The following is a 21,541-nucleotide window of genomic DNA, read 5'->3' on the forward strand; positions in this document are numbered from 1 at the left end:
CGCAGAAAATTCGAATTCAATGCCCATTAGCACGGATTTATTTCAACCATGAATCTCGACTCGACAGACCTGCGAATCCTCCATCAACTGCAGCAGGATGGCCGTATCAGCAACCAGGAACTGGCGGAGAAAGTCGCCCTGTCGCCGTCGGCCTGTCTACGCCGCTTGCGTCTGCTGGAAAGCGAGGGAGTCATTTCCGGCTACCGCGCCGTGCTGAATGCCGAGCGGCTGGGAATCGAACTGGAGGCCATCGTCCATGTGTCATTGCGACAGGACGTCGAGGACTGGCACGAGACCTTTATCAAGAAGGTCCAGTCGTGGCCGGAAGTGGTCACCGCGTACGTGATCACCGGCGCGAGCAACTATGTGCTGCGGGTGCAAGCGCGCAACCTCAAGCACTTCTCCGATTTCATCGTCAACCACTTGAACCGCACGGCGGGCGTGACCGACATCCGCTCGGAAATCGTCCTGCAGAAAATCAAGGAGCGCGAAGCGTTGCTGGACCTGGTGGTGCGCAAGTAAGGGAGCAATGCACTGCTAAACCTGTGGGAGCGGGCTTGCTCGCGAAGAGGGAGTGTCAGTTGACATCAATGTTCACTGGACCACCGCATTCGCGAGCAAGCCCGCTCCCACAGGGTTCGCTCAGAAGCCGCGCATGCGCCGGGCTTCATTGCGCTGCAAGGTCATGCTCGGGGATTCGTCGAACAGCTTGCGGTACTCGGCGGAAAAACGCCCCAGGTGGCTGAATCCCCAGCCCATGGCGATCGCGGAAATATTGCGCGCCGAACCGTGCTCAAGGATCTCCTGGCGTACACCGTTCAATCGGTATTTCTTCAGGTAGACCATCGGTGACAACGCGAAGTACTTCTTGAACGCCTCGAACAGCTTGAAGCGCGAAACCCCGGCGGCGAGTTCAATGTCCTCCAGATGCAGGGCCTCGCGAGCATTGTCGTGAATGTATTGCCGCGCCCGGATCAGGTAGTGCGGCAACTTCACGCCCAGCACTTCGCGCAGCTCTTCCGAATAATTGTTCGGCTGAGCGAGGATCAAGCCTTTGATCAAAGAGCTTTCAATGTCCCGGGTGAAGGCGACCTGCTCGTAGAGTTCGCTGCTGCGTTCCAGCTCGGCGATGAAATAGCGCGCCATGCGCCACCAAGACGCCGACGCTCCGTCGACCGCATCCATCATCGGCTCGAAGCGCAGCGGCTCGTCCAGCGGTCTTTGCAGCAAGCCTTGCAGGGACTCGCTCATGGCAACGCGGGTGATTACCACCTGGACTTTGCGGCAATCGCCGGAAATCGCCAGCAGCTGGTTTTCATTCGGGGAAATGATCACCCCCTGGTCGCGGTCGGATTTCACCACGCTGCCGTTCTTGCTCAGTTCCTGCTCGCCCACCAGGGGCAGGCTCAGGCTGTAACTGCTGAAGTGTTCGGGATCTTCGATATCAATGGTGACATCGGTGCCGTACTCGATGGTGCCCAGGGTCGTGGCCATCGACTTGAACATGTTGGCGCTGTGATGGAAGCGGATTCGCTCGGGCGTCGTGGTCACGAGTCGATGCGGCCCGCAAATACCGGACATCCAGTTTCTCGCGGCCTCAAGATCATCGCTGTCGACACGAATGTCGCGACACTGCGGATCGGTTTTGCTGTTCATCACGGTGCACCCACGGGCTATTTTCCAGCGCGCTCTGACGGCGCGTCTCAGGCGTGGAAAAGGCAAGTTCCAAGCCATTGAACGCCGGCGCCAACTAAGTGGATAGCAATCCTCGACTATGCGGATAACGCAGCCGGTGAACGCCTCCAACAGGCACTCGACGTTGCGCAAGACAGTACCTGATTGCTGCAAACAGGGGCAGCCGTTCATCGTTTGGTGCGCGGTTTGGGTAGTCACTGCCCAGCCAAGTGTTACCCCACAAATTTTATGGACTGCCTTCGCCCACAAACCGGATAGACCCCTGCCCACCCCACTCCCTCTAATGCGCACACCGATTAGCCCCAATAAAAAACAGGTGCACACCCATGAGTGGCGAAAAAAACGTCGAGCAGTGGAAAGCGTTTATCCAGGGTTGCCTGGACTTCCGTCCGGTAGAAGGCGTGTTCCGCATCGCCCGGGACATTTTCACCGAGCCGCAGTTGTTCGATCTGGAGATGGAACTGATCTTCGAGAAGAACTGGATCTACGCCTGCCATGAAAGCGAGCTGGCCAATAACCACGACTTCGTCACGATGCGTGCCGGCCGCCAGCCGATGATCATTACCCGCGACGGCGATGGTCAGCTCAACGCCTTGATCAACGCTTGCCAGCATCGCGGCACCACCCTGACCCGCGTCGGCAAGGGCAACCAGTCGACGTTCACCTGCCCGTTCCACGCCTGGTGCTACAAGAGCGACGGGCGCCTGGTGAAGGTCAAGGCGCCTGGCGAGTATCCCGAAGGTTTCGACAAGGCCACCCGTGGCCTGAAGAAAGCCCGCATCGAGAGCTACAAGGGTTTCGTGTTCATCAGCCTCGATGTGCATGCCGACAATAGCCTGGAAGACTTCCTCGGCGACGCCAAGGTGTTCTTCGACATGATGGTCGCCCAGTCGCCCACCGGTGAGCTGGAAGTGCTGCCCGGCAAGTCGGCCTACACCTACGACGGCAACTGGAAACTGCAGAACGAAAACGGCCTCGACGGCTATCACGTCAGCACCGTCCACTATAACTACGTGGCCACGGTGCAGCATCGCCAGCAGGTCAACAGCGAGAACGGCACCGGCAGTGGCAGCACCCTGGACTACAGCAAGCTCGGGGCGGGCGATGCCAATACCGATGATGGCTGGTTCGCCTTCAACAACGGTCACAGCGTGCTGTTCAGTGACATGCCGAACCCGACGGTACGCTCGGGCTACGCCACCATCATGCCGCGCCTGGTCGAAGAACACGGCCAGGAAAAGGCCGAATGGATGATGCATCGCCTGCGCAACCTGAACATCTACCCGAGCCTGTTTTTCCTCGACCAGATCAGCTCGCAACTGCGCATCATCCGCCCGGTGGCCTGGAACAAGACCGAGATCATCAGCCAGTGCATCGGGGTGAAAAACGAGTCGGACGCTGACCGCGAAAACCGCATTCGCCAGTTCGAGGATTTCTTCAACGTCTCGGGCCTGGGCACACCGGACGACCTGGTGGAATTCCGTGAAGCCCAGCGCGGCTTCCAGGCACGCCTGGAGCGCTGGAGCGACATTTCCCGTGGCAGTCATCGCTGGGCCACCGGCGCCACGCCCAACAGCGAGGCGATCGGCATTGCCCCGGCCATGACCGGCACCGAGTTCACCCACGAAGGGCTCTACGTCAACCAGCACAGCAACTGGCAGAAATTCCTGCTCGATGGCCTGGACGCGAAATCCCTGAAACTCCGTGAGGTGCAATGATGAATGCGCAATTGCAGTACCAGATCGAACAGTTTTTCTACCGCAAATCCGAACTGTGCGACGCCCAGGACTGGGACGCCTACGTCCAGCTGTTCGACGAGCAGAGTGAATTCCACCTGCCGCAATGGGATTCGGAACACGTCTACACCCGCGACCCCAAGCGCGAGATGTCGCTGATCTACTACCCCAACCGTTCAGGCCTGGAAGATCGCGTGTTCCGCCTGCGCACGGGCAAGTCCGCGTCCTCGACGCCAATGCCGCGCACCTTGCACCTGATCAACAACGTGCGGATCGACGAACTCGAAAACGCTGAACTGGAGGTGCGCCTGAACTGGCACACGCTGTTCTATCGCCTGGCCACGTCCGAGCAGTTCTATGGCCGCGCGACCTACCGGCTCAAGCCTCACGCCGACAGCTGGCTGATCAGCCGCAAGCATGTGCTGCTGCTCAACGACACCATCAACTCGGTACTCGACTTCTACCACCTCTGAGCCCCTGGAGACCGAGGCATGAATCACAAAGTAGCGTTCAGCTTTGCCGACGGCAAAACCCTGTTCTTTCCCGTACAACCCAACGAAATCCTCCTCGACGCCGCCCTGCGCAACGGCATCAATATTCCCCTGGATTGCCGCGAAGGCGTTTGCGGCACCTGTCAGGGGCGCTGTGAGTCGGGCGACTACAGCCAGGATTACGTTGACGAGGAAGCGCTTTCCAGCCTGGACCTGCAGCAGCGCAAGATGCTCACCTGCCAGACGCGGGTGAAGTCCGACGCGGCGTTCTATTTCGACTTCGCCTCCAGCCTGTGCAACGCCGCGGGCCCGGCACAACTGAGCGCGACGGTAACTGAAGTCAGGCAGGTTTCAGCCAGCACTGCGATCCTGCACCTGGATCTTGGCACGACGCCCACACTGGATTTTCTGCCGGGGCAATACGCGCGGTTGTCGATTCCCGGGACCGAAAGCAAGCGTTCCTACTCGTTTGCCAATCGGCCGAGTGAACGCAATCAACTGCAATTCCTGATTCGCCTGTTGCCCGACGGCGTCATGAGCAACTACATCCGTGATCGCTGCCAGGTGGGCGACGACATCATGCTGGAGGCACCGCTGGGCGCCTTCTATCTGCGGCACGTGGCCAAACCGCTGATCCTGGTAGCGGGCGGTACCGGGCTGTCGGCACTGCTGGGCATGCTCGACGATCTCGCCGAACGCGGTTGCGCGCAGCCGGTGCATCTGTACTACGGCGTGCGCGACGCTGCCGATCTGTGTGAACGCGCACGAATCGAGGCCTATGCCGAACGTCTTCCAGGGTTTCGCTACACCGAAGTGGTCAGCGACCCTTCGCCCCAGTGGACGGGCAAGCGCGGCTACATTGCCGAGCATTTCGACATCAGTGAACTGCGCGACGCGCCGGTCGACATGTACGTCTGCGGCCCGCCGCCGATGGTCGAGTCGATCAAGGACTGGTTGCAGGCCCAGGCGCTGGACAGTGTTCACCTGTATTACGAAAAGTTTACCGAGAGTAATATCTGATCTTTCAAATCAGGCCTGACAACAATAACCAGAAGGGATCGAGATGGCGGATGAAATCTTGCAACAGGGAACGCTCAAGCGGGGGTTGAAGAATAGACATATTCAACTGATCGCCTTGGGCGGGGCTATTGGTACGGGGCTGTTCCTGGGCTCCGCAGGCGTGCTCAAGTCGGCCGGGCCGTCGATGATCCTCGGTTATGCGATTGCCGGGTTCATCGCCTTCCTGATCATGCGCCAGTTGGGCGAGATGATTGTCGAGGAGCCGGTGGCAGGTTCCTTCAGTCACTTCGCCCACAAGTACTGGAGCGGTTATGCCGGCTTCCTGTCCGGCTGGAATTACTGGGTGCTGTACGTGCTGGTGGGCATGGCCGAGCTGACGGCCGTGGGCAAGTACGTGCAATTCTGGTGGCCGGAGATTCCGACCTGGGTCAGCGCCGCGGTGTTCTTCGTCCTGGTCAACCTGATCAACACGATGAACGTCAAAGTCTTCGGCGAGATGGAATTCTGGTTCGCGATCATCAAGGTCGTGGCAATCATCGGCATGATCGTCCTGGGCTGCTACATGCTGTTCAGCGGCACCGGCGGCCCGCAGGCGTCGGTCAGCAACCTGTGGAGCCACGGCGGCTTCTTCCCCAACGGCACCACCGGCTTGCTGATGTCGATGGCGTTCATCATGTTCTCCTTCGGCGGCCTGGAACTGGTCGGCATCACGGCCGCTGAAGCCAGCGAGCCGCGCAAGGTGATTCCCAAGGCGATCAACCAGGTGGTTTATCGCGTGTTGATCTTCTACGTCGGCGCCCTCACCGTGCTCCTGTCGCTGTACCCCTGGGATCAACTGCTGCAGACCCTCGGCGCATCCGGCGATGCCTACAGTGGCAGCCCGTTCGTGCAGATCTTCTCGTTGATCGGCAGCGACACCGCCGCGCACATCCTCAACTTCGTGGTGCTCACCGCGGCGCTCTCGGTCTACAACAGCGGCGTCTACTGCAACAGCCGCATGCTCTACGGACTGGCCGAACAGGGCGACGCACCGAAGTCGCTGATGAAACTGAACAAACAGGGCGTGCCCCTGCGGGCGCTGGGCATCTCGGCGCTGATCACCATGCTGTCGGTGCTGGTCAACTACCTGGCGCCCCATGAAGCGCTGGAGTTGCTGTTCGCCCTGGTGGTCGCTTCGTTGATGATCAACTGGACGCTGATCAGCCTGACCCACCTGAAGTTTCGCAAAATCATGGGCCAGCAAGGCATCGTGCCGGGCTTCAAGTCGTTCTGGTTTCCTTTCAGCAACTACCTGTGCCTGGCGTTCATGGCCATGATCATCTGCGTGATGTGGATGATTCCGGGCATTCGTGCCTCGGTCATCGCCATCCCGGTATGGGTGGCGATCATCTACCTGTTCTACCGGGTGCGCGTGGCGCGCGATCGCCGCTTGCCAGTCGCTCAATAATCCAGCGCGCAACAAAAAGCCCCGGTATTCATCGAATGCCGGGGCTTTTTCATGCCTGCTGGATCAAAGGGTCGAACGCACTCGCCACAATTCCGGGAACAGCACGGTATCGAGCATCTTGCGCAGATAACCCACCCCTTCCGTGCCGCCAGTGCCGGGCTGGAAGCCGATGATCCGCTCGACCGTGGTGACATGGCGGAAGCGCCACTGGCGGAACGAGTCTTCGAGATCGATGAATTTCTCGGCCAACTGATAGAGGTCCCAATAACGCGTCGGATCCTTGTAGACCACGCGCCAGGCGGCTTCGACCGAGGCGTCATGCTGCGTCGGGCCGGTTGGGTCACGCTCGAAACGTTGCGGGTCGATCGTCAGCCCGGCGTTGGCCATCAGGCGAATCGCTTCGTCATACAGCGAAGGCGTGGCGATGGCTTTTTCCAGCTCCTGCAACAGCTCCGGCCGATGGGCGTGGGGGCGCAACAGCGTCGCGCTCTTGTTGCCCAGGATGAACTCGATTTCACGGTACTGAAACGACTGGAAGCCCGACGATTGCCCCAGGAAAGGCCGGATCGAGTGGTATTCGGTGGGCGTCATGGTGGCCAGCACCGTCCACGCATGCACCAGTTGGTCAAAGATCCGCGAGACCCGCGCCAGCATCTTGAAGGCCGGCGGCAACTCACCCAAACGAACGTGTTCGCGGGCGGCCTTGAGCTCGTGCAGCATCAGCTTCATCCACAGCTCGGAGGTCTGGTGCTGAATGATGAACAGCATCTCGTTATGGTCTGGCGACAACGGGTGCTGGGCACTGAGGATGCGCCCCAGGTCCAGGTAGTCGCCGTAGCTCATGGAGTCGGAAAAATTCAGCTCGGCGTTATGCCATTCATCTGTCTGATTGGCAGGCGAATACGGACATTGGCTCATTGACCAGGCTCCTCATGTGGCAGTGAATTCAGTGGACGCAAGATAGCCCTGACCGGGCTGGCGTCGAGGTTGGCAAAACGCAGCGGCAGCGCGATCAACTCGTAATCCCCTTCCGGGACGTCATCGAGCACGATGCCTTCGAGAATGGCCATGCCGTGGCGCGCCACGGCGTTGTGCGCATCCATGGTCTTGGATTGCTGCGGGTCCAGCGACGGTGTGTCGATACCGATCAGGCGCACGCCGAGACTCGCCAGCAGGTCGACGGTGTCTTTGCCGACCGCGGTGAATTCGGGGTCCCAGCTAGTCAGCGGCGCCTGTTGATAGGTACGCAGCAGGACGCGTTCGGGCAGGTTGGCCAGACGACCTTGCAGTTGCCCGGGTTGCACCAGTGTGTCGCTGCCCAGGCAATGCAGGACCCGGCACGGCCCGATATACACATCGAGAGAAACATCGCCGATGGCCGCACCGTCCTTGCTGTAATGCAGCGGCGCGTCGACATGGGCGCCAGTGTGCGGCGACAGCGTGATGCGTCCGACATTCACCGGGCATTCAGGCCCCAGCGTCCAGACGCGTTCTTCCTGAAACGGCGTATCTCCCGGCCAGGTCGGTGTTGCGGTACTCAAGGGCGGGCTGATGTCCCACCACGACATTGTTTTTTTCATTGCACAGCTCTCGGCCTTTTCCGAAGTGAATGATACGAGCGATACCTGTGCATGTTCTTGCAAAAACCTTCGAAAAAACCTGGGGCTTTCGCACAAACTGCCAGATATCGGCGGTTTACCGAGTGGAAATTTCAATGGCGCCACAGCCGTTGGCAGGCGTTGAGCGGGTGAAGGTCACTGCGTTTCTGGATACCCCGATGTCGAGCACAGACAACTGATACCGCACCAGGCCCTATAGGGTGCGACTTCAGTTATCCCTCACGCCCGGAGTCATCATGTCCGCACCGATTACCGTACTTCGCGACACCCACCCGCTGCCCGTACTCGACGCCTGCAAATGGGAAAAACTCGAAGGCGACCCGCACACCGTCAACCTCAACGCCTACACCAGCGAAGACGGTAGCAAGATCATGGGCACCTGGATCTGCACGCCGGGCAAGTGGTATGTGGAATACGTGAAGTGGGAATACTGCGATTTCCGCGAAGGTTACTGCATCATCACCCCTGAGGGGAAAGAGCCGATCCACCTGCGCGCCGGCGACATTTTCGTCATTGAGCCGGGGATGAAAGGCACGTGGGAAGTGGTGGAAACCGTGCGCAAATATTTCGTGTTTGCCTGATGCAAAAAAACCGGGAGATCACGCGATGTGATTTCCCGGTAAATGTCGATCGGTTCGATTATTGCGGTTTACGATAACCGTTGATGATCGCCGAGAAGTCACTGCCCCCTTCCCCACGCAAGCTCATCGCTTGATACAGTTGTTGCGCCACCGCACCCAGCACCACCGGCTGGTGCGCCTGACGGGCCGCTTCGGTGGCCAGGCCCAGATCCTTGAGCATCAGCTCGGCACCAAAGCCACCGGTATAGCCGCGCGAGGCCGGTGCCGTTTCGACGATGCCCGGCCATGGGTTGTACATCTCCGAACTCCAGCAACGGCCGGTGGAGCTGTTGATGATGCCGGCCAGCACCTTGGTGTCGATGCCCAAGGCATCACCCAGCGCCATGGCTTCGCTGACGCCAACCATGGAGATGCCCAGCAGCAGGTTGTTGCAGATCTTGGCAATCTGACCGGTGCCGACTTCACCGCAATGGACGATGTTACGGCCCATCTGCGCCAGCACCGGTTGCAGGGTCGCAAACAGTTCCGGGGTCGCGCCGACCATGAACGTCAAGGTCCCCGCCGCAGCGCCACCGGTGCCACCGGAGACCGGCGCATCGGCCATGGCCACGCCCTGTTTGGCCGCGGCCGCGGCGACATCACGGGCAGTCTGCGGATCGATGGTGCTGCAATCCACGGCCGGCACACCCTTGCCGATACCGGCGAGCACACCGTCTTCGCCCAGCCAGACGCTGCGCACATGCACGGCAGCAGGCAGCATGGTGATCACCAGTTCCGCGCCTTCTGCCGCCTCCCTGGCCGTCGGGCTGATGCTGCCACCCAGTTGCTCAAGCTCCGCCAGCACGGTTTTGTTCAGGTCGACCAGGCGCAGTGAATGGCCGGCCTTGATCAGGTTGCGCGCCATCGGCGCGCCCATGTTGCCGAGACCGATAAAAGCGATGTTCATGTCCGGCTCCTTAACGCAAGTTGATGGTGGTGTTCACACCGTCGTTAACGCTGTCGTCATCGAACCAGCGGCTGGTGACGGTCTTGGTCTGAGTGTAGAACTGCACCACTTGCTTGCCATATGGGCCGAGGTCGCCGAGCTTGGAACCGCGCGAACCGGTAAAGCTGAAGAACGGGACCGGCACCGGGATCGGGATGTTGATGCCGACCTGGCCGACGTCGATTTCGCTCTGGAATTTGCGCGCCGCCGCACCGGATTGGGTGAACAGGCCCGTGCCGTTGCCGAACGGGTTGGCGTTGACCAGGGCAATGGCCTCGTCGAGGGTATTGACTTCCAGCACGACCAGCACCGGGCCGAAGATTTCCTGGGTGTAGATCTGCATGTCGGTGGTCACGCCGGAAAACAGGGTCGGGCCGACGAAGTTGCCCTTCTCGTAACCGGGAACGGTGATTTCACGACCGTCGAGCTCGAGTTTCGCGCCTTCCTTGATGCCGCTTTCGATCAGGTCGAGAATCCGCGCCTTGGCCTTTTTCGAGATGACCGGACCAACATCGGTGCCCGGCTCGCTGCCGGCATTGACCTTGAGTTTCTGCGCCAGCGCCTTAAGGTCAGGCAGCCATTGCTTGGCCGCGCCCACCAGCACCACCACCGAGGTGGCCATGCAGCGTTGACCGGCCGCACCGAAACCGGCGCCCACCAGCGCGTTCAGCGCTTGTTCGCGATTGGCATCGGGCAGGACCACGGCGTGGTTTTTTGCACCCATCATCGACTGCACGCGCTTGCCATGCTTGCCGGCCAGGTCATAGACGTGAGTGCCCACCGCCGTCGAACCGACGAAGGAAACGGCCTTGATGTCTTTGTGGGTGCAGAGCGCATCCACCACATCCTTGCCGCCATGCACGACGTTGAGCACGCCGGCGGGAATGCCGGCCTCGATGGCCAACTCCACCAGCAGCATGGTCGACATCGGGTCCTGCTCGGACGGCTTGAGCACGAAGGTGTTGCCGCAGGCGATGGCCATCGGGAACATCCACAGTGGAATCATCGCCGGGAAGTTGAACGGGGTAATGCCGGCGCACACGCCGATTGGCTGACGCAGGGTGTAGGTGTCGACACCGCCCGCAACGTTTTCAGCGAATTCGCCCATTTGCAGGCTGCCGATGGAGCACGCGTGCTCAACGACTTCCAGGCCACGGAAAATGTCGCCTTCAGCGTCGGCAATGGTTTTGCCCTGCTCGGCGCTCAGGACCACGGCGATGCGCTTGGAGTGTTCGCGAATCAACGCCTGAAGCTTGAGCATGATGCGCATCCGCGCGCCGATGGGCGTCAGCTTCCAGGTCTGGAAGGCGCGATGGGCGGCGTTGATGGCGGCGTCGACTTCTTCAGCGGTGGCAAACGGTACCTTGGCCAGCACCTGTTGGGTGGCCGGGTTGACGATGTCGTGCCACTCGGTGGTCTGGGATTCGACCCACTCGCCGTCGATCAACAGCTTGACCTTTTGTACGGTGGTGTCGTTAGGCGTGAGCGAAGCGTTCATGTCGGTCTCCGGATGTTTGTTTTTATCTTGGGAGCCAAGGCGAAATGGTCACCTTGAGATGAGGCGTGTGCCGCGAATTGGTGATCGGGCTGTTTTTGGAGTATAGATGTGCAAACTTCTAATAAGAACGCATATAAAAGCCGGTCCAACATGCAAAAAAACATCACATCACTGAGCTCGCTGAACTGGGATGACCTCAAGTTTTTCCTTGAAGTCGCCCGTACCCGCAAGGCCAGCACCGCGGCCAAGCGCCTGGCCGTCGACTACACCACCGTGTCGCGACGTATCAGTGCGCTGGAAGCTTCATTGGGCACCTTGCTGTTCGAGAAATCCCGGACCAGCGGCTTTGTCCTGACCGCCGAAGGCCAGCGCCTGCTGGGGTACGCCGAATCGATCGAAAGCACGCTGCACATGGCCTGCGAGCAGGTATCGGGCTCCGGGGTGGCGTTGTCCGGTCACGTGCGCATGGGCTGCACCGAAGGGTTTGGCAGCTTTTTCATCACTCCGCAACTGAGTCATTTCGTCGACGCCTACCCGGCGATATCGGTGGACATCCTCCCGCTGCCGCACTTCATCAGCCTGTCCAAGCGCGAGGCCGACATCGTCATCGCCCTGGAACGCCCGGAACACGGGCCCTATGTCTGCTGCAAGCTGACCGACTACCGCCTGCAGCTGTATGCGACCCAGGAATACCTCGACAAACACCCGGCCATCCGCCGCCCGGCCGACCTGAGCAAGCATTCGTTCATCAGTTACGTCGACGACCTGGCGTTCAGCTCCGAGCTGCTGTACCTGGCCAACGTGCTCCCCGGCGCCAGCGCCAACCTGCGCAGCACCAGCGTGATCGCGCAATTCGTGGCCGCGCAGCAAGGGCGTTCACTGGCCATCCTGCCGTGTTTCCTCGCCGCCCAGGACCCACGGCTGCTGGCGGTGCTGCCGCAGGAAGTCACCATCACCCGGCAGTTCTGGATGTACTGCCGGGAAGACTTGAGGAAGCTCAAGCGGATCACACTGTTGTGGGATTACATCCGCGCAGTGACCGAGCAGAACCAGGCCCTGTTGATGGGTGACAGTCGGCAGATGCTGTTTGCCGACTGATCGACGCTGTCAGTCGCTGCCCTCCTTGAGTTCCAGCATCAGCCCGCTCAAGCGTTTGACCCGGCGCCGCACCGCTTCCTCGAAGACGCCCGCGCGAGGTTCGATCAAGGTGAACCAGTCCTTGGCCCGGGTGATGCCGGTGTAGATCAGCTCCTTGGTGAGGACCGGGTTCAGCGCATCGGGCAGGATCAAGGCGGTGTGGGCGAATTCCGAGCCCTGGGATTTGTGCACGGTCATGGCGTACACGGTTTCGACATCGTTGAGGCGACTGGGCAACACAAATCGCACGCCGCCTTGGCCGTCGTTCCTTGGGAACGCGACCCGCAGTACCGGTTTGCCGGCGTCGGGTCCCTCGCGTTCGGGAAGCTTGAGGGCGATGCCGATGTCGCCATTCATCAAGCCCAGACCATAGTCGTTGCGGGTCATCAGCACTGGCCGGCCTTCGTACCACTGCTGGTCGCTGTCGATCAAACGCGCCTTGAGCAAGGCGTCGGTCACCCGCTGGTTCAAGCCTTCGACGCCCCACGGGCCCTTGCGCACGGCGCACAACAACTGGAAGGCGTCGAACGCCTGCAGGACGTGCCGGGCCCAATCGGTCCAGCGCGCATCTTCCAGGGGACAATCAAGCGGTGGCCGCTGGTTGCGCAGCAGGCTCAAGTAATACCGGTAGCCATGCGGCCCTTCACCGTGACCGTCGAGCAACAGGCGTTCCAGCGCCCGATCCTGCTCATTCTTGAGGGGCAGGCAGAACACATCGTCGTGGCTGCGCGCCGCCAACAATTTTCGGGCTTCGGCGGGCTGTTGCTGGTTCACCCAACGGGCCAGTTGACCAATGCCGCTGCCCTCACCGAAGCGCCGCGAGTGACGCAACATCACCACTTGCTGGGCCAGCGGATGGGTGCCCTGGGTATCTTCCTGCAACCCGCTGGCTTCAAGGTTCTCGCCACTGACGGCCTGCAGCCACTGGCGAGTCTGCGGGCTATACCAACCCGCTTCGGCGTCGCGACACAGGTCGCCCAGCACGGCACCGGCTTCCACCGACGCCAGCTGGTCCTTGTCACCCAGCAGCACCAGACGGGCATGGGCCGGCAGTGCATCGAGCAGGTTGGCCATCATCTCCAGGTCGATCATCGACGCCTCGTCAACCACCAACACATCCAGCGGCAAGTGATTGCCAGCGTGGTGACGGAAATGTCGGGTGCCCGGGCGGCTACCGAGCAGGCGGTGCACGGTGGTGACATCGGAAGGGATTTTATCGCGCAGGGCTTCTGCGACTTTCAGCGTGCGCACTTGCGCACTGATGGATTCTGTCAGCCGCGCCGCGGCCTTGCCGGTTGGCGCGGCGAGACGAATGCGCAGCGGTTTGCCCGCCTCTACTGCCGGGGCCTGGAGTAACGCGAGCAAGCGCACGACCGTGGTGGTCTTGCCGGTGCCTGGGCCGCCGGTGACGATACTGAACGCGCTGCGAGTGGCGAGGGCGCAGGCCAGTTTCTGCCAGTCGATGACTTCACCGGGCCTGGCCGGACCAAACAGACCGGTCAGGCGTTGCGGTAAATCATCCGGTGCGTCTTCCTGGGCCGCCAGGCGCTCACGCAACGCATTGTCGATACGTCGCTCGTAGGCCCAGTAACGCCGCAGGTAGAGGCGCTTGCCGGCCAGCACCAGGGGCCGCTGCTGCACACTGTCGCGCTCGTCCGCGGCCAGGGCAACCAGGCTGCTGGACGCCAGCACCTTGCACCAATGGGCGCCATCCAGGGATTCCAGCAACTGCGAAGGCAGCAACATCGCGCCGCCTTGCAGGTCACCTTCCGGGGGCAGCGACAGGGCGAAGTCCGGCTCCTTGAGTGTCTCGAACAGGTCCAGGCAGACATGCCCGTGGCCCAACTGGTGGCTGGTCAATGCCGCCGCCAGCAGCACCAGCGGATCGTCGTCCGGCGCCAGTTCGTGAAGAAAGCCGACGAAGGCCTTGTCCAGGGCGCGCAACCAGCCACGCTCGACCCAGCGCGAGAGCAGCAGCAACAGGTCTTCGGCACGACTCAAGGGGCTGAGTTGCGCCAGGCTGTCGGCGCTCAGTGGCGTCGCCAGCACATCGGCGAAGGTACGGTTCATAGCAGTACTCCCTGTTCCCAGGCGGGTTCGACCCTGGGCTGCGGTTTGCCCTGGAACAGGCGGTCCAGTTGCTCGATCAACGCCCGGGGCGGACGGGCGAAATACACGCCCTGGCTTGGCGCACGCGTACCCCGCAGGAACAGGTACAGCGCACCGCCGACATGCCGGTCGTAATCGTAATCGGCAAGCCGGGCCTTGAGTTGGCGATGCAGGGCCAGGAGGTACAACACGTATTGCAGGTCGTAGCGGTTGTCGAGGATCGACTGTTCCATGGCCTGCTCGGTATAGGCTGCATCGTCGGCCCCAAGCCAGTTGGATTTGTAGTCGGCGACGTAGTAGCGGCCGTCATGCTCGAACGTCAGGTCGATGAAGCCCTTGAACATGCCATTGAGCAACACGGGTTCCGCGGCCACCCGAGGCACGCCATTGTGGGTGTATTGGCACACCAGGGCGTCGAGCTTGAGCACATCGACCTTGTGGCTGGCGAACCAGAACTCCATCTCGACCTGGTATTGGGTCAACTGCGCGAAGATGACGGGCGCCTGGCTGCTACCCACAGGCAATGGCGACTTGAGCAGGTGCTGCAACCATTCACTCAGCGTGGTGATCCAGCCTTCCCAACCACGGCGATTGCAGCGACGGGCAATCGCGTCTTCCACGGCCTGGGGGGTGGCGGAAAAACCTTCGTCACCGGCCCATTCGAGCAAACCATGGAGAAAGGTGCCCGGGTTGGGGCCACGGGGGAATCGATGGATATCGGCACCGCCGGCCACCATCTCTCGGGGGGCTTGCGGGTCGAGACGTTCGTCGTCGAAGAGTTTCTGCGCCTGGGGGCTTTCCGGCGCCTGATCACTGCCGATGCTCAGGCTGTCGCCAATACGCAAGGCGCTGTAGGAGGCAATCCACCAGTTTTCACTGGCCTTGCGTTGCACCGTCAACGGGGCCAGCAACGCCGCGGTGTTCTGTGGTGGATGGTAAGTCTCGACGGTGGCCTCGGGCATTTCGCCCCAGCCAATCGCCGGGCAGCCCTGTTGCAGGTCGCGCAACCAGGCCTGCAAACCCGCCGACTCGGTCAAGCAGGCACCGCCACCCAACAGATACCCCAGTGCCGACAGGTGCAGCACCGAACTGTTGTTATTGCCACGCTTGAGATCCGCCACGCCCAACCAGCAGGCGTGTTGCGCCCGCGTCAGGGCCACGTACAACAGGCGCAAGTCTTCGGCCAGGCGCTCGTCATCGGCCAGCGCAATCAGTTCGGCCGTGGGGTTCAAACTCACTTGGGCCTTGCCTGCAGCGTCGTGGTAATGCAACGGCAGACGGCTGCCATCCACCGGTTTCGCCGAGCAAATGAACGGCAGGAACACCAACGGGTACTCAAGCCCCTTGGACTTGTGAATGGTCACGACCTTGACCAACTGCTCGTCGCTCTCCAGGCGCAGGATCTGCTCTTCGCCCGCCTGGCCCGACAATGCCAGGTGCTCGGACAAATGCCGGATCAAGGCCTGCTCGCCGTCCAGTTCGGCGGCCGCCTGTTGCAGCAACTCGGACAGGTGCAAGAGGTTGGTCAGCACTCGCTCGCCATCGCTGCGCGCCATCAAGGCCTGGGGCAGCTTGAAGTCATGCAGCAAGCGTCGCAGCATCGGCAACACACCTTGCTTGCGCCACAGCTCGCGATAACGGCGGAACTGCATGACCCGGGCTTCCCAGGCAAGTTCGTCCTGGTTCAGCTGTTCAAGCTCGGCCAATGACAGATTCAGCGTGATGCTGGCCAACGCAGCCCGCAGTGGCCGCTCGACGTCCGGCTCGGCGCAGGCCTTGAGCCAGGTCAGCACGTCGTGAGCTTCCTGCGCGGCGAACACCGAGTCCTTGTCCGACAGATAAACGCTGCGCACGCCGCGCACAGAAAGTTCGGCACGCACCGCCTGGGCTTCCTTGCCGTCACGCACGAGGATGGCTATGTCCGCAGGCATCAGGCCCTTGAGCGCCTGATCATCACGTACGAATCCCGCAAGGCCTTGTTGCCCGCCATTGAGCAAGGCGGTGATTTCACTGGCACAGGCGGCGGCCAGTTGTTGCCGATAGACCGCACCGGACAACGGCTGTTCGGCCGGCAGGTGCCAGATGTTCAACGCGGGGACGGCCTGATGATTGATGCGCAGGACTTCCTTGCGCCCCTGGGACTCGACGGGCAGAAACGGCACCGGGTTGTCGCCATTTTTCTCCCGGAACAGAAAGGCCCCGCGCCCCGACTCGCGAGACTCGGCGCAGTCGAATACATGGTTCACGGCACTGACCATGCCATGGCTCGAACGGAAGTTGGTGCCCAGGGTATGCAGGCGGCCGGTGGTCGCCTGACGGGCGCGCAGGTAGGTATAGATGTCGGCGCCGCGGAAGGCATAGATCGCCTGCTTCGGGTCGCCGATCAGGAACAGGCCGCTGTCGGGACTGTTGTCTTCAATACGGTAGATGCTCTCGAAGATCCGATACTGCACCGGGTCGGTGTCCTGGAATTCGTCGATCAACGCCACCGGGAACTGCTCGCGGATCAAGGTTGCCAGGCGCTCGCCGCCATCGCTTTGCAATGCCGCGTCCAGGCGCAGCAACATGTCGTCGAAGCCCATTTCCGCGCGGCGGCGCTTTTCCTCCTCGAAACGTTCGCCTACCCAATGGGCAGCATGTTGCAGCACGGCGGCATCGGGCGTCGGCAAGGCATCGAGGCAGGCCTTGAGCCCGGGCATGGCGTCCAGGCCCGGATGATCCGGCACTGCGCCCTTCTTCCAGGCTTCGGCCATGCCGTCGGGGGTCAGGCGCGTGAAGCCGGTGCCGATGTCCAGTTGCTCCAGGGCCTCATCTTCGGCCCAGGCTTTGATTTTCTCGAACCAAGGCTCGAAATACCGCGCCTGCATCTTGCGCCCGTCCACACTCTTGCTGGCGACACCTTCGTGACACAGGGCCAGCAACTCGTCGGCCCACTGGCGCCACGGCATCTTGAGCTCTAGCAAGGCGGCTCGACGCTCTTGCAGACACTCGCTGATCAGCTGCGCCGGTTCTTTACCGGCGAGGGTATCGCGCGCGCTGGCGAACAGCCCGCGGATGCGCGGCAACAAGGCGGCCGGTCCACCCCAATTGCCGCGCACCCAGCTCAATGCATCGCCTTGCATCGGATAACAGAACAGCCGCCAGTAATCGCGCAGGACTTCACCCAGCAGATCGCTGTGGTCGGTTTCGAGGGTCTGGGTAAACAGGCTGCCGCTGTCGAAGGCGTGCTCGCGCAACATGCGCTGACACCAACTGTGGATGGTCGACACAGCCGCCTCATCCATCCATTGCGCGGCGATGTCCAGGCGATTGGCACACCCGGGCCACTGCTCGGGCGCGTACTCCTGCCGCAGCTGGTTGATCAGCGCGTCGGGGGCCGGCGTTTCGTCACGGAAGAACCGCGCGGCTTCTGCCAGGCGCGTACGAATGCGTTCGCGCAGCTCTTTAGTGGCGGCGTCGGTAAAAGTCACCACCAGAATCTGGGGTGGGAGCAGTTCACGGCCGAAACCACATTCACCGCCATGGCCAAGGACCAGGCGCAGGTACAGTGCGGAAATGGTGAAGGTCTTGCCGGTACCGGCACTGGCTTCGATCAGTTGACTGCCACGTAGCGGGAACGCCAGGGCCAAGGGGGTCTGGGTGGTCATGGGCGGGGCTCCTCGCTGGACACTGAACGCCAAGGCGCCTCAAGCAGCGGCCGATACAGGGCGTCACACCAATCGGCGAACGTTTCATCGGCGACCAGGGCGTCGTAGTCGCCAAACTGACGCGCGAGCGCCACACTTTCACGACGCTCGCCGTCGGTGGTCAAGCCATCCCCCTCATAGGCCTTGCGGGCAGCGGCCTGGGCTTTGAGCGGATCGGTTTGGCCGAGCCAGGCAAAGGCGGTCTTGACCGCAATCGGCAGGGGCTGGCGCATGCCTGCTTGCCAGGCCAGCAACAGATCGCCCAGTGTGCGCAAAGCACCTTCCTGGGCAATGGGGTCGAGTATCAGGCTGTCGTCACTGGCCACCAGGGCCGTGGTCATCGCCATGCCGCTGGCGCATGCCACCAGGTGATTGATCCAGGGCCGTGTCAGCCGATGCCATTTGCGCGACTTGATCGAACCGATGCTGTTGGGGATCGTCGTGACCGACAGCAAGCCACCGTCGGCACGTTGATGCAGGCCGCTGAGCCAGCCCTCGATACGCAGGCCATCCACTTGCAGATTGACTGGCAGGGCGCTGGCCAGGGGGGTTGGCCATAATGCCAGGAGCTGTTGATAACGCGCGAGCAGATCCGGCAACGGTTCGATCAACTCGCGTTGCAGGCACTCGCCAAACCCCGCCATGGGCAGCAGCCCGCTGTTTTGCAAACGAGTGGCATGCGCCTCCAGCACCCGGTCGGTGTTATCCAGGTCTGCCAGGGCCGCGCCGAGCAAACTGTCGCTCAGGCTATAGCGTTGCAGGGCGTCGAGGACAAAGGGCTCTTCATCGGCCAAGGGCACTTCGGCAGCCTCGAAGAACACCTTCAAGCGCTGACTGAAGAAATGTCGTACCGGGTTGCGCAGGAAATCCTGTAGTTGCCCCAGACTCAACGGCTCCTCCTGGACGTGGGCATCCAGTAGCTCGCGGCCAGGCGCTTGCCCGCTGGCTTGATGCAGCACCTGCCATTCGCTGGCATAGCTGAACAGGGCATCGCCCTGGTGAAAGTAACGGGCGCTGAAGGGTTGCAGCGGGTGCTCCTGGGTCATGGCCTCAAGCAAACCCTGTCCTTCATCGGCCAATCGCCATCCGCTGGCCAAATGGTCACGGAGCTGACCAATGAGCACCGATGCCGGGCGCTCGCTGTTGTCGCGAATGCTGCGACCGACCCAGCTGACGTAGAGTTGGTCGCGCGCCGACAACAGCGCTTCCAGCAGCAAATAGCGGTCATCCTCACGCCGCGAGCGATCGCCTGGACGGTAGTCGCTGCCCATGAGGTCGAAGTCCAGCGGCGGTTGTGCCCGCGGGTAGTCGCCATCGTTCATCCCCAGCAGGCACACCAGCTTGAACGGGATCGCGCGCATGGGCATCAAGGTGCAGAAGTTGACCGCCCCGGCCAGAAAGCGCTGGGACAAGCGCCCCTGATCGAGACCGGCCAGCCAGGCTTCACGGACGACGGTCAGCGTCAGCTCGTCGTGCAAGCCGACAGACTCACAATTCTCCAGCCAGGTCTCACGCAACGTTTCCAGCTGCGTCAGCAAGTACTCGTCATGCTCGTTACTGGCCTGGAAAAAAAGTGACATCAACGCCTGCAAGCGCTGGCTCCATTGCTGGGGCGATGCCGGTTGGGAAAGCTCGTGGTGGGCAATTTCCAGGGCATCCAGCAGCGCTACCAGTGGGCCGATGAGCGCGGCATCCAGGCCACCGATCTCGTCGTAGGGTTCGATGCCGCCACACGCGCCGGAACTGCCAACGGCGTACCCAAGCAACATCCGCCGCAGGCCAAAACGCCAACTGTTTTGTTCCAGGGCCTCTGGCAGGCCAAGGCCTGCGCGCTGCTCGGCATTCATGCCCCAGCGGATGCCCGCCCCTTCGATCCAGCGGTGCAGGGTTGGCAAGTCTCGTTCCTCTACGCCGAAGCGCTCCCGTAACGCGGGGACGTCCAGCAGGTCGAGAATCTCACTGACCGGGAAACGGCTGTCTGGCAGCTTGAGCAGATGTTCGACCGCGATCAGCAAAGGATCACGACCGCGCTGGCCCTGGTCGGCGAGGGTGAAGGGTATGAAGCGCGGATCGTGTCGCTCAAGCTGGCCGAACACCGCGCGAATGTGCGGGGCATAGGCATCGATGTCCGGGACCATGACGATCACATCCCTGGGCCGCAACAACGGATCGGCGCTGAAGCGCGCGAGCAACTGATCGTGCAGGATCTCCACTTCGCGTTGAGCGCTGTGGGCAATGTGGAAGCGGATCGAAGAGTCTTTCTGCAGATCCACCGCCGGCCAGCATTCACGGGTTTCACTCAGCGGACGCAACTCAAGGATGTCGTCCTGCAACTGGTTGAGCATGTGCAGCGGCAGGCTGTCACTGAACAGGTCGATGCGCCCGTCACGAAATGCCGAGCGATAGCTGTTGGGATCGTCGTAGCTGTCGAGCAGGTTGATGTAGTCCCGCCCCTGCTTGCCCCATGCCGCCAGTAGCGGATGGGCGTGTTGATGCAGGGTTTGCGGGTCGAGCACACCCGGCATGCCGCTCTTGCGTGCCTGCCGTTTGTATTGATGGCGCAACAGGTCTTTGTCGGCGACGATGTCCGCCCAATGGTGACGACAGGGGTTGTGCACGCACAGCAGCACCTGGCTGAATCGAGCCAGTCCGGCCAGGGCTTCCAAGGCTTGAGCCGGCAGGGAGGAAATGCCGAACACGATGACCCGTGACGGCAATCCGCTGGGGGCAACGTCGAGGCTGTTGATGCGTTCGATAAACCGCTGATGCACGCCGGCTCGGCTTTGCGCCATCCCTGCCTCACCGACGTCCAGCAACAATGCACGCCACAACTCCGCCTGCCAGGCATTGGCCGCGGTCAACGGCTTGGCTTCTCCCCTGCCGTTACGCAACTGGTGACGACCTTCCGCCCAGTCTTCAAGCCAATCGGCGCGATAAACCTGGTATTGGTCGAACAGATCCGCCAACCGCTCAGACAATTGATAGCGTTTGCGCAAATCGGTGTCATGGGTAAGAAAGCGCTGTAGCGGCTCGAAGTGCGGTTGATTGATCACCTGCGGCAGCAGACGCATCAGGCGCCAGGTCAAGGGGGCCTTATCCAGCAACGAGTTGGCCGGAATTTCATCGCGACCCAGGACCATCCGATAGAGCTGCCACATGAAACTGCCGGGCAATTGCACGTCGATGGCGGCGGCGATGCCGCAGCCACCCATATCATCATCTTCAGCGTCTTCAGCCAGTGCCAGCTTTAGCCATTGGGCTATGCCGTTGCTTTGCACCAGGGCGATTTCATTTTCCAGGGGGGCCAGCGGGTAGCGCCGCATCCAGCTCACCACCAGGCTGCGTAACTCGTCCAGGCGATTGCCGTGAACCACCATAAAACCAGCACTGAGGGACGTTGCGTCCGGCATAAAGGCTTCCTTGGAAAGCGCAAATCGAGGGACGACTTTAGCATTGAAGGCGAGTTGCTTCATTGTAGGAGCGAGCGGTGCGGCGAACCGAGTTGCTCGTTATGGTCGTCAACGTACGGGGTTGCGG

The 21,541-nt window shown here is 61.5% G+C and carries 15 protein-coding genes; 7 read left to right on the forward strand and 8 right to left on the reverse strand.

Going from position 1 to position 21,541, the window contains the following annotated elements; genetic code table 11:
• Nucleotides 1-48: 48 nt before the first annotated feature.
• Nucleotides 49-522 (forward strand): Lrp/AsnC family transcriptional regulator, encoded by a 474-nt coding sequence (locus NQL71_RS06855; protein ID WP_046820664.1) that lies wholly within the window; start codon nucleotides 49-51, stop codon nucleotides 520-522.
• 120 nt (nucleotides 523-642) lie between these two features.
• On the opposite strand, the gene NQL71_RS06860 is transcribed toward NQL71_RS06855, so the two are convergent.
• A complete protein-coding gene (locus tag NQL71_RS06860; protein ID WP_046820665.1) occupies nucleotides 643-1,656 on the reverse strand; it encodes an AraC family transcriptional regulator in 1,014 nt (337 codons plus the stop codon).
• Nucleotides 1,657-2,021: 365 nt separating this feature from the next.
• Between NQL71_RS06860 and antA the strand changes: the two genes are divergently transcribed.
• Genes antA through NQL71_RS06880 form a run of 4 tightly spaced genes read left to right on the forward strand, consistent with a single transcriptional unit; the run spans nucleotide 2,022 to nucleotide 6,389 of the window.
• Nucleotides 2,022-3,413 (forward strand): anthranilate 1,2-dioxygenase large subunit, encoded by a 1,392-nt coding sequence (antA, locus tag NQL71_RS06865; RefSeq protein ID WP_248687816.1) that lies wholly within the window; start codon nucleotides 2,022-2,024, stop codon nucleotides 3,411-3,413.
• Entirely contained in the window at nucleotides 3,413-3,904 is a 492-nt protein-coding gene (antB, locus tag NQL71_RS06870) for an anthranilate 1,2-dioxygenase small subunit (protein WP_166618463.1), read from the forward strand. The genes antA and antB overlap by 1 nt, the downstream gene beginning before the upstream one ends.
• A gap of 18 nt (nucleotides 3,905-3,922) precedes the next feature.
• On the forward strand, nucleotides 3,923-4,942 hold the full coding sequence (gene antC / locus NQL71_RS06875) for an anthranilate 1,2-dioxygenase electron transfer component AntC (RefSeq protein ID WP_274642448.1): 1,020 nt from the start codon (nucleotides 3,923-3,925) through the stop codon (nucleotides 4,940-4,942).
• 43 nt (nucleotides 4,943-4,985) lie between these two features.
• Entirely contained in the window at nucleotides 4,986-6,389 is a 1,404-nt protein-coding gene (locus NQL71_RS06880) for an amino acid permease (protein WP_046820669.1), read from the forward strand.
• 63 nt (nucleotides 6,390-6,452) lie between these two features.
• Here the strand turns inward: NQL71_RS06880 and kynA are convergent, their stop codons facing one another.
• The gene (kynA, locus tag NQL71_RS06885; RefSeq protein WP_046820670.1) at nucleotides 6,453-7,307 is read right to left on the reverse strand and encodes a tryptophan 2,3-dioxygenase; all 855 of its coding nucleotides are present in this window, start codon (nucleotides 7,305-7,307) and stop codon (nucleotides 6,453-6,455) included.
• A complete protein-coding gene (gene kynB, locus NQL71_RS06890; protein WP_046820671.1) occupies nucleotides 7,304-7,969 on the reverse strand; it encodes an arylformamidase in 666 nt (221 codons plus the stop codon). Before kynB ends, kynA begins: the two co-directional genes overlap by 4 nt.
• A gap of 275 nt (nucleotides 7,970-8,244) precedes the next feature.
• Between kynB and NQL71_RS06895 the strand changes: the two genes are divergently transcribed.
• Nucleotides 8,245-8,589, forward strand: coding sequence for a cupin domain-containing protein (locus NQL71_RS06895; RefSeq protein WP_008024653.1), 345 nt, complete (start codon nucleotides 8,245-8,247; stop codon nucleotides 8,587-8,589).
• A 58-nt stretch (nucleotides 8,590-8,647) separates the two neighbouring features.
• Here NQL71_RS06895 and mmsB read toward each other — a convergent pair whose 3' ends face one another.
• On the reverse strand, nucleotides 8,648-9,535 hold the full coding sequence (gene mmsB, locus NQL71_RS06900; protein WP_077186383.1) for a 3-hydroxyisobutyrate dehydrogenase: 888 nt from the start codon (nucleotides 9,533-9,535) through the stop codon (nucleotides 8,648-8,650).
• A gap of 10 nt (nucleotides 9,536-9,545) precedes the next feature.
• Entirely contained in the window at nucleotides 9,546-11,072 is a 1,527-nt protein-coding gene (locus NQL71_RS06905; RefSeq protein WP_274642449.1) for a CoA-acylating methylmalonate-semialdehyde dehydrogenase, read from the reverse strand.
• 150 nt (nucleotides 11,073-11,222) lie between these two features.
• Here NQL71_RS06905 and NQL71_RS06910 point away from each other — a divergent pair, with 150 nt between their 5' ends.
• Entirely contained in the window at nucleotides 11,223-12,170 is a 948-nt protein-coding gene (locus tag NQL71_RS06910; RefSeq protein WP_274642450.1) for a LysR family transcriptional regulator, read from the forward strand.
• A 9-nt stretch (nucleotides 12,171-12,179) separates the two neighbouring features.
• On the opposite strand, the gene recD is transcribed toward NQL71_RS06910, so the two are convergent.
• Genes recD through recC form a run of 3 tightly spaced genes read right to left on the reverse strand, consistent with a single transcriptional unit; the run spans nucleotide 12,180 to nucleotide 21,414 of the window.
• Nucleotides 12,180-14,279, reverse strand: coding sequence for an exodeoxyribonuclease V subunit alpha (gene recD, locus NQL71_RS06915; protein ID WP_274642451.1), 2,100 nt, complete (start codon nucleotides 14,277-14,279; stop codon nucleotides 12,180-12,182).
• Nucleotides 14,276-17,965, reverse strand: a complete 3,690-nt coding sequence (gene recB / locus NQL71_RS06920; RefSeq protein ID WP_274642452.1) for an exodeoxyribonuclease V subunit beta — start codon at nucleotides 17,963-17,965, stop codon at nucleotides 14,276-14,278. Before recB ends, recD begins: the two co-directional genes overlap by 4 nt.
• Nucleotides 17,962-21,414, reverse strand: coding sequence for an exodeoxyribonuclease V subunit gamma (gene recC, locus NQL71_RS06925; protein ID WP_274642453.1), 3,453 nt, complete (start codon nucleotides 21,412-21,414; stop codon nucleotides 17,962-17,964). Before recC ends, recB begins: the two co-directional genes overlap by 4 nt.
• Nucleotides 21,415-21,541: the final 127 nt, after the last annotated feature.

Source organism: Pseudomonas serbica, assembly GCF_028823535.1.
GTDB classification, from domain to species: domain Bacteria; phylum Pseudomonadota; class Gammaproteobacteria; order Pseudomonadales; family Pseudomonadaceae; genus Aquipseudomonas; species Aquipseudomonas serbica.

Excerpts from the sequence above, each read along its gene's own strand:
- NQL71_RS06855 (WP_046820664.1), top strand. The coding sequence starts at position 49 with ATGAATCTCGACTCGACAGACCTGCGAATCCTCCATCAACTGCAGCAG.
- NQL71_RS06860 (WP_046820665.1), bottom strand. The coding sequence starts at position 1,656 with ATGAACAGCAAAACCGATCCGCAGTGTCGCGACATTCGTGTCGACAGC.
- antA (WP_248687816.1), top strand. The coding sequence starts at position 2,022 with ATGAGTGGCGAAAAAAACGTCGAGCAGTGGAAAGCGTTTATCCAGGGT.
- antB (WP_166618463.1), top strand. The coding sequence starts at position 3,413 with ATGAATGCGCAATTGCAGTACCAGATCGAACAGTTTTTCTACCGCAAA.
- antC (WP_274642448.1), top strand. The coding sequence starts at position 3,923 with ATGAATCACAAAGTAGCGTTCAGCTTTGCCGACGGCAAAACCCTGTTC.
- NQL71_RS06880 (WP_046820669.1), top strand. The coding sequence starts at position 4,986 with ATGGCGGATGAAATCTTGCAACAGGGAACGCTCAAGCGGGGGTTGAAG.
- kynA (WP_046820670.1), bottom strand. The coding sequence starts at position 7,307 with ATGAGCCAATGTCCGTATTCGCCTGCCAATCAGACAGATGAATGGCAT.
- kynB (WP_046820671.1), bottom strand. The coding sequence starts at position 7,969 with ATGAAAAAAACAATGTCGTGGTGGGACATCAGCCCGCCCTTGAGTACC.
- NQL71_RS06895 (WP_008024653.1), top strand. The coding sequence starts at position 8,245 with ATGTCCGCACCGATTACCGTACTTCGCGACACCCACCCGCTGCCCGTA.
- mmsB (WP_077186383.1), bottom strand. The coding sequence starts at position 9,535 with ATGAACATCGCTTTTATCGGTCTCGGCAACATGGGCGCGCCGATGGCG.
- NQL71_RS06905 (WP_274642449.1), bottom strand. The coding sequence starts at position 11,072 with ATGAACGCTTCGCTCACGCCTAACGACACCACCGTACAAAAGGTCAAG.
- NQL71_RS06910 (WP_274642450.1), top strand. The coding sequence starts at position 11,223 with ATGCAAAAAAACATCACATCACTGAGCTCGCTGAACTGGGATGACCTC.
- recD (WP_274642451.1), bottom strand. The coding sequence starts at position 14,279 with ATGAACCGTACCTTCGCCGATGTGCTGGCGACGCCACTGAGCGCCGAC.
- recB (WP_274642452.1), bottom strand. The coding sequence starts at position 17,965 with ATGACCACCCAGACCCCCTTGGCCCTGGCGTTCCCGCTACGTGGCAGT.
- recC (WP_274642453.1), bottom strand. The coding sequence starts at position 21,414 with ATGCCGGACGCAACGTCCCTCAGTGCTGGTTTTATGGTGGTTCACGGC.